The organism is Nocardia sp. NPDC049737 (assembly GCF_040674755.1).
Lineage (GTDB): Bacteria > Actinomycetota > Actinomycetes > Mycobacteriales > Mycobacteriaceae > Nocardia.
In genome coordinates, this window is record NZ_JBFANH010000063.1 from 1 (window position 1) to 15776 (window position 15776).

The 15776-nt window shown below is 66.2% G+C and carries 13 protein-coding genes; 1 reads left to right on the forward strand and 12 read right to left on the reverse strand.

Going from position 1 to position 15776, the window contains the following annotated elements; all coding sequences use genetic code 11:
* Positions 1 to 249 precede the first annotated feature (249 nt).
* From mnmA to AB0J47_RS40830, 8 genes are all read right to left on the reverse strand, one after another.
* Entirely contained in the window at positions 250 to 1371 is a 1122-nt protein-coding gene (gene mnmA, locus AB0J47_RS40795; RefSeq protein ID WP_364359605.1) for a tRNA 2-thiouridine(34) synthase MnmA, read from the reverse strand.
* Entirely contained in the window at positions 1371 to 2597 is a 1227-nt protein-coding gene (locus tag AB0J47_RS40800; RefSeq protein WP_364359608.1) for a cysteine desulfurase family protein, read from the reverse strand. Before AB0J47_RS40800 ends, mnmA begins: the two co-directional genes overlap by 1 nt.
* Before the next feature lie 258 nt (positions 2598 to 2855).
* Complete coding sequence (locus tag AB0J47_RS40805) at positions 2856 to 3821, reverse strand: antibiotic biosynthesis monooxygenase (protein WP_364359611.1); 966 nt, start codon at positions 3819 to 3821, stop codon at positions 2856 to 2858.
* A 10-nt stretch (positions 3822 to 3831) separates the two neighbouring features.
* A complete protein-coding gene (locus AB0J47_RS40810; protein ID WP_364359614.1) occupies positions 3832 to 6546 on the reverse strand; it encodes a molybdopterin-dependent oxidoreductase in 2715 nt (904 codons plus the stop codon).
* Positions 6543 to 7370 (reverse strand): FAD binding domain-containing protein, encoded by an 828-nt coding sequence (locus AB0J47_RS40815; protein ID WP_364359617.1) that lies wholly within the window; start codon positions 7368 to 7370, stop codon positions 6543 to 6545. Before AB0J47_RS40815 ends, AB0J47_RS40810 begins: the two co-directional genes overlap by 4 nt.
* Before the next feature lie 229 nt (positions 7371 to 7599).
* Entirely contained in the window at positions 7600 to 8631 is a 1032-nt protein-coding gene (locus tag AB0J47_RS40820) for a lysophospholipid acyltransferase family protein (protein ID WP_364359620.1), read from the reverse strand.
* Between the two features lie 5 nt (positions 8632 to 8636).
* The gene (locus AB0J47_RS40825; RefSeq protein ID WP_364359623.1) at positions 8637 to 9464 is read right to left on the reverse strand and encodes a GNAT family N-acyltransferase; all 828 of its coding nucleotides are present in this window, start codon (positions 9462 to 9464) and stop codon (positions 8637 to 8639) included.
* A 201-nt stretch (positions 9465 to 9665) separates the two neighbouring features.
* The gene (locus AB0J47_RS40830) at positions 9666 to 10937 is read right to left on the reverse strand and encodes an NAD(P)/FAD-dependent oxidoreductase (protein ID WP_364359626.1); all 1272 of its coding nucleotides are present in this window, start codon (positions 10935 to 10937) and stop codon (positions 9666 to 9668) included.
* A 110-nt stretch (positions 10938 to 11047) separates the two neighbouring features.
* On the opposite strand from AB0J47_RS40830, the gene AB0J47_RS40835 reads away from it, so the two are divergent.
* Positions 11048 to 11908 (forward strand): LysR family transcriptional regulator, encoded by an 861-nt coding sequence (locus AB0J47_RS40835; protein WP_364359629.1) that lies wholly within the window; start codon positions 11048 to 11050, stop codon positions 11906 to 11908.
* 53 nt (positions 11909 to 11961) lie between these two features.
* Here AB0J47_RS40835 and AB0J47_RS40840 read toward each other — a convergent pair whose 3' ends face one another.
* The 4 genes from AB0J47_RS40840 to AB0J47_RS40855 form a co-directional block, all read right to left on the reverse strand.
* Complete coding sequence (locus tag AB0J47_RS40840; RefSeq protein ID WP_364359632.1) at positions 11962 to 12723, reverse strand: ABC transporter permease; 762 nt, start codon at positions 12721 to 12723, stop codon at positions 11962 to 11964.
* Entirely contained in the window at positions 12720 to 13742 is a 1023-nt protein-coding gene (locus AB0J47_RS40845) for an ATP-binding cassette domain-containing protein (RefSeq protein WP_364359635.1), read from the reverse strand. The genes AB0J47_RS40840 and AB0J47_RS40845 overlap by 4 nt, the downstream gene beginning before the upstream one ends.
* Before the next feature lie 56 nt (positions 13743 to 13798).
* Positions 13799 to 14419: a PadR family transcriptional regulator gene (locus AB0J47_RS40850; RefSeq protein WP_364359638.1), complete on the reverse strand. Its 621-nt coding sequence runs from the start codon at positions 14417 to 14419 to the stop codon at positions 13799 to 13801.
* 212 nt (positions 14420 to 14631) lie between these two features.
* Positions 14632 to 15588 carry an electron transfer flavoprotein subunit alpha/FixB family protein gene (locus AB0J47_RS40855; RefSeq protein WP_364359641.1) on the reverse strand — a complete coding sequence of 319 codons (957 nt, stop codon included), beginning with the start codon at positions 15586 to 15588 and terminating at the stop codon, positions 14632 to 14634.
* Between the last annotated feature and the right edge of the window lie 188 nt (positions 15589 to 15776).

Here is a 15776-nt window from a genome sequence, read left to right on the forward strand (position 1 = left end):
GGCGCTCGGCTCCGTCGTGCGCGACTGCGCGCTGTGTCGATGGCTCACTCGCTGACGCTCACTCACGACTGCGCCTCGCTGGCGCTCGGCTCCGTCGTGCGCGACTGCGCGCTGTGTCGATGGCTCACTCGCTGACGCTCACTCACTGCGTTGCCCCTAAGCGGGGTATGCACCCCATTGCGTGGTGGATCCCGGTCTGCGCCGGGACGAAGCGATCTCGCTTGCCGCGCCGCCCGATGTCGGCGGCACTCACTGCCTTGTGCTCGCGCCCGCGCTACTCACAGAATCCGACGCATCGCGCGCGGTGTCGGTGATAGTGCCACTGCCGATCACCTGGTCTCCCAACGCATCCGGGCGATACAGCACGACGGCCTGGCCGCGGGCCACACCGGTCAGCGGCTCGCGCAGACGCACAATCAACCCGTCGCCGACGGCTTCGGCAACGGCAGGTGCGGTACCGCCGTGCGCGCGCACTTGCGCCACGCACTCGATCGGCCCCTCGGGCGCCGCACCGGAAGTCCAGATGGCGCGCTCGGCCTGGACGGTCCACACCTGCAGATCCTCGGCCGAGCCGACGCGCACGGTGCCCGAGTCGGGATCGATCTCGGTGACATAGCGCGGCTTACCATCGGCGGCCGGACCCGGCAGTCCGAGCCCTTTGCGCTGACCGATCGTGAACCCGTGCACGCCTTCGTGATTCGCGAGCACCTGCCCGTCTGCATCGACGACCGCACCGGGCCGGATGCCGATCTTCGCGCCGAGGAAGGCCCGGGTATCACCGGACGGGATGAAGCAGATGTCATGGCTGTCGGGCTTATTCGCCACCGCGAGCCCACGCTCGGCGGCCTCGGCGCGGATCTGCGGCTTCGGGGTGTCACCCACCGGGAACATGGCCCGCGACAGCTGCTGCGCGGTCAGCACCGCGAGCACATAGGACTGGTCCTTGTCGGCATCGACGGCACGGCGCAGCACACCGTCCTCGAGCTGCGCGTAATGGCCGGTGACCACGGCATCGAAGCCGAGTGCCACCGCGCGGTCGGCGAGGGCGGAGAACTTGATCTTCTCGTTGCAGCGCAGGCAGGGATTCGGCGTTTCACCCGCGGCGTAGGCGGCGACGAAATCGTCGATCACGTCTTCTTTGAAGCGGTCCGCGAAATCCCAGACATAGAAGGGGATTCCGAGCACGTCGGCGGCCCGCCGGGCGTCGCCCGCATCCTCTTTCGAGCAGCAACCGCGCGAACCGGTGCGCAGCGTGCCCGGTGTCGCGGACAGCGCCAGATGTACGCCGACCACCTCATGACCAGCGTCGACGGCACGTGCCGCCGCCACAGCCGAATCCACACCACCACTCATCGCGGCGAGTATCCGCATCAGACACCTCCCTTCGCACCGGCCAGACCCGCGGCCCTGGCCCTTTCCACAATCTGGGGCAAGACATTCAGCACCGCGTCCACATCGGCGCGAGTCGAGGTGTGCCCCAATGAAAATCGCAGTGATCCGCGCGCCTGCCACGGCTGCACGCCCATGGCGATCAGTACATGACTCGGGGTGGCCACACCCGCGTTGCAGGCCGACCCGGTAGAGCATTCGATCCCGGCCGCGTCCAGCAGCATCAGCAGCGAATCCCCTTCGCAGCCGGGGAAAGTGAAGTGCACATTGCCCGGCAGGCGTCGCTCACCGGCCGGACCGCTCAGCACCGCATCCGGAACGGTATCGCGGATGCCCTTGATCAACTCGTCTCGCAGCGCGATCAATTCCGTTGTCCGCGTCGGGAACTCGGTCACGGTGTAGTTCAGCGCGGTGGCGAGCCCGACGGCCGCGGCGGTATCCGAGGTTCCGGAACGCAGATCGCGCTCGTGCCCGCCGCCGTGCATCAGTGGCACACACGGCACCTGCCTACCGAGCAGCAGCACGCCGACACCATGCGGTCCACCGACCTTGTGCCCGGCGAAGCTCGCCGCCGAAAGCCCACTCGCCGCGAAATCGATCGGCAGCTGCGCGGCGGCCTGGATCGCGTCGCTGTGCATAGGAACGCCGAATTCCTGTGCCACCGCGGCTAATTCGACGATCGGCGCAATGGTACCGACCTCGTTATTGGCCCACATGATGCTCACCAGCGCGACCTCGTCGACATATTCGGCCAGCGCCGCGCGCAGCACCCGCGGCGACACAACACCGTCGGAGTCGACCGGCAGCCAGGTCACCTGCGCGCCGTCGTGCTGCTCCAGCCACTCGACGGCGTCGATGACGGCATGATGTTCGGTCGAACCCGCGATAATCCTGGTGCGGCGCGGTTCGGCATCGCGACGAGCCCAGTAGATGCCCTTGATCGCCAGATTGTCGCTCTCGGTCCCGCCCGAGGTGAATATCACCTCCGATGGCCGGGCGCCCAGATCGGCGGCGATCGACTCGCGCGCCTCCTCCAGCATCCGCCGGGCCGCACGCCCGGAACCGTGCAGTGACGAGGCATTGCCCGTCATCGCGAGCGCGGCCGTCATCGCCTCGATTGCGGTAGGCACCATCGGAGTGGTCGCCGCATGATCGAGGTAGACCGTCTGGGGCGCCCCATGGACCGAACCCGCAAAAGCCGACTTCATGACCGTCAAAGCCTATCCCACCGTTGACCTGCACATCTTCGGGGTATCCCGCCGCTTTCGCCGATTTGTCCACGACTCACCCACGATGCGCAACCCGCCGACCACCTTTCGATATTCCCCGCCCGGCGCATCCCCGATGGTCAGCGCCCGATCCCACGGCGAATCCGGGCGAGCGGCCGACTCGCATGCCACGACCCTGACGCCGAAGCTCTCGAGCACAATTCCCGAACCCACGGGGCCCGTACCGCTGGGTGGCCGTCAGGGCAGCGACCAGAGCTTGGTCGTCGCCACGTAGAAGAGGACGACCCAGGTCAGCATGACGGCGACGACGATGGCGATGCCCTGGATGTTCGTCTTCGCCGCTGGTGTATCCGGGGGCGGGCGCAGCCACCGCCTCAGCAAGCGATTCACGTAGTACGGCATCGTGACGTAGCTCATCACGAAACTGGACAGCAGGTTGCCGATCAGCAACCCCAGCCACAGCGGCATCCGCAACGGCGACAGGGCGAGGGTGAGCAGCACCACGGTGGGGTAGAGGCCCACCCATACCGCGATCGCGGTCTTGGTATCCGACGGAGTCTCGTTGCGGTTCTCGTCGAAGGCGAACCAGCTGCCGAACGAGCTATCGATGGTGCGCAACTCGAAGTCGCTGAACTTCGCGCCCTCGGCGAGGAGCTCCTCACGCCGCTTCGAGGTGAGCCACGTGGCCAGATTCGCCGCGGTATCGAAGCGGTAGAGCGCCGTCCACTCGTCCTGCACACCCTCGATGGGGCGGAAGAGCTCGGTGCCGCGGAAGCCTTCGAATTTCGCCTCCTCCCGGCTCAGATCCGCTTGCCACGCAAGGAAATCCGCGACGCTCTCGGGAGCCACACGATGGGTCACCACCACGGTCACGAGCGGATCCACGGGTCGCGTGCCGCCGCTGATCACCTGCTGCGTGGCGGGGCCGTCGAAGTATTGCTGCCCACTGTCCAGGAATTCCTGACGGGTGGCGCTGTTTATCCAGTCCTGTAGATGACCGACGGAGTCGAAGCGGTAGACCACGACCCATTCGGACTGCACCGCGGTGGGGGCGGCGATCTCGGCGCCGACGAATCCCGGATAGCCCGATGCCGCGGCGTTCAGGTCCTCCTGCCAGGACTTGAAGGCCTTCTCGAAACCCGGGCGCACCTGCTGGCCGATGATGACCGTCGCCGCGCTGTCGGTGAGTTTCCCGGCTCCCATCGCAGCCTCCTCACGGCTTTCGAGCCGGAACCGGTGTGAGTCGCCGGTAGATGCGCTCGGGTGTGAGCGGCAGCGCGCGGAAGCGTATGCCGGTCGCATCCTCCAGCGCATTGGCCAGCGCGGGCGCCACCGGGTTGATGCAGCACTCGGCAATGCCTTTCGAGTGCATCGCCCCGACGGAATCGGCCGAGTCGACCGTCAGTACTTCGGTGCGGGGAATATCGGCGTAGGTCGGGATGCGGTAGTTGCGCAGGTTCGGGTTGACCATCGCGCCGTCCGCGTCGACGTGGAAGTTCTCGGTCAGCACGAAGCCGATGCCCTGTGCGACGCCACCCTCGATCTGGCCCCGCACCTGCGCCGGGTTGATGAGGACCCCGGCGTCGGTGGCGTGCACGCTGTAAAGGATGCGGATCTCACCAGTCATCCGGTGCACCGCGATCCGGAAGCCGTGGGTATTGAAGATGACACTGCGCGGCGACCCGAAAGCCTTGCGTGCCTCGGTCAATCGGATACCGCGGCGGCGCGCCACCTCGATCAGCTCCGACAGCGATACGTGGCTGTCCCCGCAGACGACCCCGGTGTCGGCCATCGCACACGAAGCGATATCGACCCGCGCATATTCGGCCGCCAAGTACAGCATGCGATCGCGCAAAGCCTCGGCCGCCCGCAGCACCGCGTTCCCGGCGACGAACAAACCCGCGCTGGCGAACGCGCCGGTGTCGAAACCCGTTCGGTCGGTATCGGATTGGACGAGGCGAACCCGTGCCGGCGTCGTGCCGAGCCGGTCGGCCGCGATCTGCACATGGGCGGTCGAGGTGCCCTCGCCGAATTCGACGGTGCCGACGGCGAGCTCATAAATACCGTCGTCACCGAGAGTCAGCCAGGCCTCGGAGAGGTGGTCGGTCGGGGGCGCGGTCTCGTGCAGCGAGCTGGCGGCGCCGGTACCGATGAGCCACTCGTCTCCCGGTGGCGGCTCGACGGTGTTGTGCCGCAACGCGTCATCGACGAGATCGATGCATTTGATGAGGCCGTCCTCGCGAAACATGACATCATCCGGGGCGTCGTCGAATGCGACGAGAGCATCACCAGGGCGCACGATATTGCGCCGCCGCAGCTCGAGCGGATCCATATCGAGCGCGACCGCCAGCTCATGCATGGCCGACTCCATCGCGAATGCGGGCTGGGTCATGCCGTAGCCGCGCAGCGCGCCACCGGGCACGTTGTTGGTATAGACCGAATATGCGTCGAACTTCTTGTTGGGGCAGCGGTAGGTCGCGACGGCCGTGCCACCGGCGAACAGCGTCTCGCCGCCGTGGTTGCCGTAGGCGCCGGTATTCGACACATTCCGGACCTGGATCGCGGTGAGCGTGCCGTCGGCCCGTGCGCCGAGCTTCACCGTCAGCGACATCGGATGCCTTGGTGAGGCTGTCGTGAACTCCTCCTCGCGCGTGAACTCGAAACAGACCGGCCGCCCCGTATCCAATGCGGCCAGGGCAACCAAATCCTCGGTGATGACCTCCTGCTTACCGCCGAACGCACCGCCGACCCGCTTACAGAACACGCGCAGCTGATCGGGTCGCAGGTCGAACAGATAGCCGAGCTTGTTCTTGGCGATGGAGGGCGACTGGGAGCTGGTGCGAACGTGCAGGCGAGCGTCCTCGATCCACGCGATCGATCCGTGTGTCTCGAGATGCGCATGCTGCACGGGCGGCGAGTGGTAGGTGCCCTCGTGGATCACATCGGCCTCGGCGAAGCCCGCCTCGACATCACCGATATCCCCGTGGATCTCGAGCAGGATGTTGTGCTCGGGATCGCGCACGAACGGGTCGTGCGAACCGTGCAATTGGGGAGCACCGTCGGCCATGGCCGCTTCCGGATCGAAAACCGCCGGCAGCACCTCGTATTCGACGACTACCTTGCGGCAGCCCTCCTCGGCGGCCCCGACGGTGTCGGCCAGCACCGCGACCACACGTTGACCGACGAAGCGCACCACGTCGTCGAGGATGTAGGTGTCGCTGGGATCGACGAGGTGATCGGTGTGGATGGCGGTCGTGAAGTGCTTGCGCGGCACATCTTCCCAGGCGTAGACGCGATGCACACCCCGAACCGCGAGCGCCGCGGTCTTATCGATAGACACGATGCGGGCGTGGGCGTGCGGAGAGCGCAGCACCTTCAGGTGCAACATGGCGTCGATCGCGGTGTCCATGGTGAATTCGGCGCGACCGGTCACCACCTCGGTCCCCGCCGGAGCGCCGACGCTGGTCCCGACGACTCGGCCCGGCTGGGCGACTTCGATCTCGGCGACACCGTGCACCGCATCTTCGATCGCCCGGTAGCCGGTGCAGCGGCAGAGGTTGCCCTTCAACGCGCGCGACAGGTCTTGCAGCTGGGCGTCGGTGAGCGCCACCGCGGTCATGATCATGCCAGCGGTGCAGAAGCCGCATTGGAAGCCGGGAGCGTCGCGGAACTGCCGCTGCATCGGGTGCATATCCTCGGGCGAACCCAGACCCTCGATGGTGGTGACCGCATGCCCCTCGGCACGGAATGCGGGTGTGATGCAGCTGTGCACGGGCTCACCGTCCAGCCATACCGTGCACGCGCCACAATCGCCCGCGTCGCATCCCTTCTTGACACCGTGCAAGCCGAGTGAGCGCAGGAATGTGCGCAGGCATTGACCCGGATTCGGCTCATCGTCGAAGGTGCTTTCGTTCACGGTGTACGTCACGGCCGACCGCCTTCGGTGAGCTCGACGCGGATCTCCTCGGCGAAGTATCTGGCCAGGTGGTGACGATGGTCGGGCGTGCCGTTCGGATCGCTGAACCACAGGTCTTCGGGGATGGCGTCGATGCGCTCGCGCATCGTCTCGGCGTCGGGCATGCTGTCGAACGCCAAGCGCACCGGGCGGGTGGTGCCCGCGGTGATGGTGAGCTGCAGGTCCGTGGTCTGCGGCGACTGGGTGGCGATCAGGAACAGCGTCGAGCGGCCCAGGCGCGTCAGGGTGAAGCGACGATGCGTACACCGCTTGCGAAGTGCGGTGACCGGGATATCGATGCGGCGCAGTATCTCGCCGGGGCCGAGGACGTTTCGGTGGTCCCCGATGACGAAGTCGGCGGCATCGATGGTGCGTTCGGATCCGTCGGCGGCCCACGCGGTGTATGTGGCTGCTAGCGCGACCGTCAGGGTGATCATCGGCCCCGCTGGCAGCGACATGCAGATATTGCCGCCGACCGTCGCCGCATTCCAGACCTTGAACGAGGACAGGAACGCATCGCAGCATGTGGTGAACAGCGTCCCGGCGGGCCAATCACTCGGCGGCGCAAAGGCGTTCAGCTCACGGATGGTGCATGTCGCGCCGATCTCGAGTCCCGAGTGGCTCGGCACCAGGCTGTCCCAACCGAGTCCGGTGATATCGATCAGACGGCGCAGCTCCGGCTGCTCGGTCGAGAACAACCACGTCCCCCCGGCCAGCCACGCGTCGCCGTCGCGCCAGCCCGCGCCCGGTCGCTGAGAAGGACGCCGAACGATATCGGTGATCGTATTGAGATCCATCGCGCCGCTCCCTCTGGGAAGGTGCCGCCGATCGCCCGCCGAGTTCGCTCACGCAATGAATCCGCCTGTGCGGGGGCATCGCCGTACTCGCCTTGGCTCAACGTACCCGACCCGAGGACACCCCGGCCAGCAATCCCGCAGCCACCGCATGCGATTTCGCGGCCGCTGCGCTGAACCGGCGGAGGCCGACCGGGCAATCGCCCGGTCGGCCCCATGACCGTGCCTTCGATCAGTCTGTCGATACCGCAACCTGGTGGCCTGCGCCCCTGCGTCGGAACGGTCGCAACCGCCGCGACGGCCGTTGCGGCTGCGCATCGGCCGACTCCGGATCCTGTACCCGGGTCGCCGTCGCCTCGATCCAATCCGAGGCCTCGATGGCCCCGTGGCGCGACAGATCGGCACCGCGCACCGCTTGTTCACACCGACGAGCCAGATCACGACGATCGAGTCCGGGATACTCCACCGGCTCGAGCACCACCTCGGCCACCATGCCGCGCGAGCGCAGGACCCGCTTCGCCGAGGTGCCGAAGCTGTCGTCACCGACGAATCCGGGAATGGTCGACTGAGTGCCGTGTGAGTCCAGATACCGCAGCCGCACCGGCTGCACCGATGTTCCGGTATCCACCGCCGCCTGGAAGAGCGCGGGCCGCATAGTCCCGTAGGCGCGGCCGCACCATGTGGTGCCCTCGGGGAAGATCGCGATCCGATCCCCCGAAGCCAAGCGGTCACCGAGACTCGCCACCACGTCGGGTAGTTCGCGCAGACGTTCGCGTTCGATCGGAATGACCCGCATCAGCTTCGCCAGACCGCCGAGCAGCGGCCAATCGAGCATATCGGCGCGGGCCACGAATCCGAGCGGCTGCACCGCGGCCAGCACGACCACATCGGTCCAACCGATATGACCGGCGACGATCAGCAGTCCCTTGCCGGGTTCGGCGAAACGCGCCTGCCTCGACTCGGCAGCAGCGGATCGGTCCGCATCGGCGCTGCACCCCACCCGGTTATCGACAATGCGCAGCCGAATCTCCAAACAGCTCAGCACGGTTCGCGCATAACGCCGCCGCAGGTGTTCGCGCATGCCGCGCGGCGTGACGACGTTGACGATCGGAAAGCTGACCAGCAGCCCGGCCGCGCCGAGCAGACGGCCGACAACCCGTGCGGTGCCGATCTCGTCGACCGGATCGATGCAGCCGGGCCCGCACGGGCTCGACGGCATCCACGCGTGCGCGGTGCTCTGTGCGGGCGGCGCGTCGAACACCATCTACCTCACCGTCCCCCGTCGAGTGCGTTGGCGGCGTCCTGTAATCGGTTGAGGTAGCGGGTATTGATCGTGTCCAGACCCAGCAGCGCGACGAAGTCGGCGACCGCGAAATCCGGATCGTGCGCCGGTTCACCGCAGATCTCCGCGCCCAGGCGTAGGTAACCGCGCAGCAGCGGCGGGAGCTTCGGGCGCGCGGGTGGGGTCATCTCATCCAGAGTCAGTCCGTCGACGACCACCGGGTTGTGCGGATGCACGCGCCGCTCCGGATCGGATCCGTGTCGGCCGAGCAGCATGTCCCGCACGCCGCGCACGTTCCCTCCTGGCGGGTCGGCGGGGGTGTCCTGCATCGGCACCGATACGCAGCCCATCACCCACTCGTATCCGGTGAGCTGGATGTAGTGCAGGATGCCCGCCCACATCAGCGTCAGCACCGAACCGTTGCGATGGTCGGGGACCACGCAGGCGCGGCCCATCTCCACGATCCGGTTGCCCTCCGGATCCAGTTGGGACAGATCGAATTCCGTGGCGGTGTAGTAGCCGCCCGCCGCGATCACCTTGTCCGGCGGCAGCATTCGGTAGCAGCCGACGAATTCCTCGGACCGGTCGTCGCGGACCAGCAGGTGGTCGCAGTAATCGTCGAACCGGTCCGCGTCGAGACCGGTTCCGTTATCGGGGATCTGAAAGCCGGGCTCGCTGGCGAAGACGCCGTAGCGCAGCCGCTGCGCGGCCAGGCGGTGCTCCGAATCGGAAGAAACGACCAGCGAGTAGCGCGACCGTTCCTCCCCGGAGTCCGTCGATCGAGCCGGGGCTGTCAACACGGACGAAATAGTCATATCCGTGATGAAGCCAGCCAGAAACTGCGCCGGAGCAACCTCGAAGTGTCGCCACGATGCCGGTTCGGTGAACGAGATGATGGTCACACCGAGCGTTCACCGAACTGTCGCGCATCGTTCTGATTACCGCATCGCTTTCGCCGCCTTTTACCTGGTCGAGGGCCATTCTGTGTCCTCGGCCACGCTGCGCTACCGCGGCGCTCAGGCCGCGTCGCGCGCTGGCAGACCGACCACGTCCGGTGTCTGCTCCACCTCGTCGAAACCCGGGCGACCCGTACCGATGAAGGCGACGAGCCACGAGGCCACTGCGGCGAAACGATTGCGGAACCCGACCAGGTACAGCAGGTGCACCGCGAGCCACATGGTCCAGGCGATGACACCTCGGAAGGTGATGTGCTCATTGAGTTTCACCACCGCGCTGAACCGGCTGATCACCGCCATGCTGCCCTTGTCCCAGTACTTGAACGGGGTGGCGGGGAGCTTCTTACGGCGAATGATGTCGGCGGCGTGCCTGCCCTCCTGCATGGCGACCGGCGACTGGCCCGGATAGCCGTTGAGCGAGGTCATATCGCCGATCGCGTAGATGTCGGCGTGGCCGCCGACGGTCAGGTCCGGATTGATCAAAAGCCTTCCGGCCCGGTCGGTTTCGCAGCCGGTAGCCTCGGCCAGGAGCTGCGCGAACCCGCCGGCCTGCACACCGGCGGACCAGACCACCGTCTCGGCCGCGATCCGGCGCTCGATGCCCTGCTTATCCTTGACGGTCACCTTGCCGTATTCGATATCGGTCACGAAGGTGCCCAGCAGCACCTCAACGCCACTCTTGGTCAGCGATGCCTTCGCATATTCCGAGAGTCCGCCACCGAAGGGCGGCAGCACCTCGCCCGCACCCTCGACCAGGGTCACCGAAACCTCTTGGTGGTAATGCCGTTTCGCGAGTTCCTTCAGCTGACCGGCAACCTCGACACCGGTCGCGCCCGCGCCGACCACCACGAAGCTCAGCAGTCGCTTGCGGGTCTGCGCATCCGCGTCCTTGGCCTCGGTGAAGACCCGCTCGATCTGTGCGCGCAGCAACTTCGCATCGTCGATGGTCTTGAGCGAGAACGTCTTATCGGCGAAATCGTCGCGGCCGAAGTACGACTGCGAGGCGCCGGTGGCTGCGATCAGCGAGCCATAGCGGATCTGTGTGCGAGCTCCATCGTGCTCGTAGGTGAGCACCGCGTTGTCGGCGTCGATGGCGACGACCTTGCCGAGCCGGACGTCGGCCTCCTTATGCCTGCGCAGCACCGAGGCGATCGGCGGGGCGATCTCGTCCGAGGCCAGCACACCTGTCGCGACCTGGTAGAGCAACGGCTGGAAGAGATGCTCCGGAGTGCTCGAGATAAGAACGTAATTGATGCCCGATTTGGCCAACTGCTTAGCGGCGGCAAGCCCCCCGAATCCCGATCCAACGATGACAACATCTGCGTGTTCCATGACAGCCTCCTTCTCTCATTACCAACCGTAATTCGATCCGCAGATATTTCAGGTGTTCAGGCGCATAATAGATATGACTCTTATCTGGATTGCTCATGAATGGAGATCAAGTGGAGCTTCGCCAGCTCACCTACTTCGTCGCGGTGTGCGAGGAGCTGAGTTTCAGCAGGGCCGCGGCCCGCTGTTACATCTCCCAATCGGCGATCAGCCATCAGATCGCCCGGCTCGAGCGTGATCTCGGCGTAACCTTGTTCGAGCGCTCTACCAGGGCCGTTGTGCCGACTGACGCGACCATGCGGCTACTTCCCTTGGCTAAACAGATGCTCAGTCTGGAGTCGGCCATCCGCGCCACCGTGCGCACCTCTGGTCACCGCATCCGGCTGGCCGCCAATATGTCCTTCGCAACCCGGTCCCTGTCCGCGATCGCCGGAGCGCGCGCCGCGCATCCGGATGCCGAGATCGAATTCGTCATCAAACCGTTCCGGCAGCGGATCACCGCGGTGGCCGACGGCGACTGCGATCTCGCGCTCATTCGCGGCAGTGTCGACGAGCCCGGTCTAGCGGTCGAGAAGCTGTGGATCGAGGACCTCGTGATCGCCACCTCCGCGGCCCACCCGCTGGCCCCACGCGACCAGGTGACGCTGGCGGATCTGAGCCCGTATCCGCTGCTGCTCCCGCCCGAGCAGGAACAGGTCCTGCTGCACAATGTGATTCGGGCCGCCTTCGCCGATCTGGCCGCGGGCCCTACCTTCGGTCCGCCGATTCCACCGGACCACACCGCGACCATGGAGCTGATCAATCGCCCGGACACCTGGACCGTGCTCTACGCCGACAGCCCGACCGAGGGCCTGGTCGTCCTGCACCTCGCCCCCGAGCACCGACTACGGATTCCGGTCTCGGCGGTCTTGCGCAGCGATGCACGCCGCTCCCCGATCCTCACCACGCTGCTGTCGGGGCTGCACCGCCGCTGAAATCTGTCACCGCCCATGGCGGCAACAGATCTCGTGTGCCTGCGGATCATCGGTCAGGCATTTTCGCGGGTGAACCCGCGTGCACCGATCATCATCGCCACCGCCGCGACGGCCAGCGTGAGCCCGGTGCCGAGGTACACCTCGGAGGCACCGAAGTCACCGCGGAACAGGGCCCTGGCCGCATCGACGGTGTGCGAGAACGGATTCACCTTCCCGATCGTGCGCAACCAGCCCGGCCCGACACTCAACGGCAGCAGAATGCCGGACAGCAGCATCAGCGGCACCGCGAGACTATTGAGCACCGAGGCGAGCACATCCTCGGATTTGGCCCACAGCCCCAGCGCATAGGACGCCGCCGCCAAACCGGCTGCCATTACCGCGATCAACAGGACCGACAGCACCACGCCGAGCGGATCGGGTCGAACCCCGAAGGCCGCCATGGCAACTCCGACGAGCACCAGCGCCTGGACGACCAGCACGACCATGTCTTTGAGCACACGTCCGGTCAGCAGCGCGCCCCGGCTCGCGGGCGTGACCCGCTGCCGTTCGACCACCCCCGCGCGCAATTCCGCCACAATGCTGAATCCGACATAGATGGCGCCGAACAGCCCGGTCTGAATGACCAGCGCGGGCGTGAGCAGCTTCCACGGGTCGGCATCCGCGCCGAGCGACGGCGCGATGCCCTTGACCAGCGGCCCGAACAGCACCAGATACAGCACCGGTTGGGACAGACCGATCAAGACCCACACCGGATTTCGCAGATTGGCCCGCAGTTGCGACCAGAAGATCAGTCCGGTCTCGCGCATGAACCTCATGAGTGACTCGCCTCCCGCAGCGAACGCCCCGTAATGGTGAGAAAGACATCGTCGAGGCTGGGACGTTTGACAGTGACCGCACCCGGTACGAGACCGCGCTCGTCCATGGCACGCAACAGGGGTACGACCGCGGTGTCGCCGCGATCCACGGTGAGATGCACCAGCGTCGCACCGACGCGGTCCGCACCCGCATCCTCCGAGCACACCAGCGAGCGCACCTCGAGCACCGACTTGGCGACCTGGAGTGCCAGATCGGCATGGACGTTATCGATTTCGAAGCTCACCACATCACCGGAGATGCGGCGCTTGAGTTCGTCGGGCGAGCCCTCGGCGACGATGCCGCCGTGGTCCATGATCAGCAGGCGATCGCACAGTGCGTCTGCCTCGTCCAGATAGTGGGTGGTGAGCACGACCGTGGTGCCCCGCTCGCGCAGGCGCCGGATGTGTTCCCACAGATTCGCGCGGCTCTGCGGATCCAGGCCGCTGGTCGGCTCGTCGAGATAGATCAGCCTCGGGCCGTGCACCAGGCCGAGCGCGATATCGACGCGGCGGCGCTGACCGCCGGAAAGCTGGTTGCATTTACGCCGAGCGAGTCCGTCCAGGTCGAGCGCGACGAGTAGTTCTTCGGCATTGTGCGTCGCCTGCGCCTTGCTCAGTCCGAAAAGCCTGGCCTGCAGCACCAATTCGTCGAGGACCAGGGCATCGTCATTGGTCATTCCGCCCTGGGCGACGTAGCCGATGCGCGAACGCACGGTCCGCTGCTCGACCCGTAGATCAGCGTCGGAGATGACCGCCTCGCCCTCGGTCGGGGCGATGAGGGTGCTGAGCATTCGCAGCGTCGTGGTCTTGCCCGCGCCGTTGGGGCCGAGCAGACCGAGGATCTCACCCTCGTACACATCGAAGTCGACGCCCGTAACCGCTTGGACGGGGCCAGTTTTGGTTTCAAACGTGCGCGCCAGCCCGCGCACCCGGATCACCGAGGTGCGGGTGCGATCGCGAACGGAGTCGTTCGTTTCCACCTGAACAACGGTAGAAACGAACGACTAAATAGTCAAGCTTTACTATTCAGTCTTGATCAGTCGATAATCGCGCTGCGACCGTCCAGCCGCGTCGGGAACCGATCCCAGATCTCCAACGCGCCACTTTCGATGCGCTCCAACGTTTTCTGCGACCAGCGCAGATCGGCCCGGATATGTTCGGAGGCCAAGCGGATCGCGTCGGCGACATGATGCGGTTCGGTCTCCGCCGGATCGCCACTACCGGCCATGACGCGACGCTCCTCCCTGTCGAGCTGTTCGAGTTCGGCCTCGAATTTCTTGATCCGACTGCGCAGCGCGGCGATGACTTCGTCCCGAGGGGCCTGAGGCAGCAGCGCGACCGCCGCGGCGTACGGATGCTTCGGCTGCTCGGCCTCCCACAGCGCGTCACGCAGCAGCTGAGCGAAGACCTTCTCCCCCTCGGCGGTCATTTGATAAGTCGTGCGCTCCGGTCGCGCACCATCCTGTCCGACGCCCGCCACCGCGATGAGCCCGTCGCGCTGCAACGTATTCAGTGCGCCGTACACCGAGCCCGGTTTCACATTCGCCCAATTGTCCGCCCGCCAGGACAACAACTCCCGCCGAACGTCGTAACCGTGCACCGGCGCCAGCAACCGCACCACGGCGAGCACCAGCATCCGAGTCGTAGGAACAGCCATATCCGCAGGTTATCCCACCCCGACCTGGCCGCGAGTTTCCCCAGAAACGCAAAACTCGCCAAATCTGTTGCCGCATTACGCGACAACAGATTTGGCGAGTCAGGGGTAACTCACCAGGGACGGGCCAACCCAGCCAACCGATATCCCGCGGGCCAGGAACGCGACTCACACCGCGCCCGACCGGTCCGCCTGAATATCGGAGAGGCGGGAGCCTAGCCCTTGTGCGTCTTCACAGCCTCGGTCAGCTGCGGGGCGACATTGAACAGGTCGCCGACGATGCCGTAGTCCGCGATCTCGAAGATCGGGGCCTCTTCGTCCTTGTTGACCGCGACGATGGTCTTCGAGGTCTGCATACCGGCGCGGTGCTGAATGGCGCCGGAGATGCCGAGGGCGATATAGAGCTGCGGGGAGACCGTCTTACCGGTCTGACCGACCTGGAACTGGCCCGGGTAGTAGCCCGAGTCGACAGCGGCACGCGAAGCGCCGACGGCGGCGCCGAGCGAATCGGCCAGCGCCTCGACGACCGCGAAGTTGTCGGCGGAACCGACACCGCGACCACCGGAGACGACGATGCCCGCCTCGGTGAGCTCCGGACGGTCGCCACCGACGATCGGCTCGCGGGAGGTCACCTTCACGACGCCCTCTTCCTGCGCGGGCACCTCGACGGTCACCTTCTCACCCGCACCGGCCGCGGCGGTAGCCTCGACAGCGCCCGGACGCACCGAGATCACCGGCACGTCGCCGGTGGCCTTGGCATCGACGGTGAACGCGCCACCGAAGATGGAGTGCACGACCGAACCGTCGGACTTGACGTCGATGACATCGACGAGCAGGCCGGAGCCGATGCGCGCGGCGAGGCGGCCCGACACCTCCTTGCCTTCGGCGGTGGCGGCGACGATCACGGCGGCCGGGGAAATCGACTCGACCAGACCGGCGAGCACGTCGACCTTCGGGGTCACCAGGAAGTTTTCGACATCGTCGGATTCGGCGATGTAGATCTTCGCTGCGCCCGCGGCGGCCAGCGCGTCTGCCAGCTTCTCGCCGGTACCGGCCGGGCCGGTCACGACGGCGGCGGGCTCACCGAGTGCGCTCGCGGCGGTGAGCAGTTCGGTGCTGACCTTCTTGATCGCACCGTCGGCGTGCTCGACGAGCACAAGTACTTCTGCCATTTGTGTTCTCTCCTAGTCCGATTTGCGGTGCTCGCTACGCCCTGCGTGGTCACGCTTCGCTACCTCCTCCGGGCGCTGAACTCACACCGCGGGTCCGATTTGCGGTGCTCGCTACGCCCTGCGTGGTCACGCTTCGCTACCTCCTCCGGGCGCTGAACTCACACCGCGGGTCCGATTTGCGGTGCTCT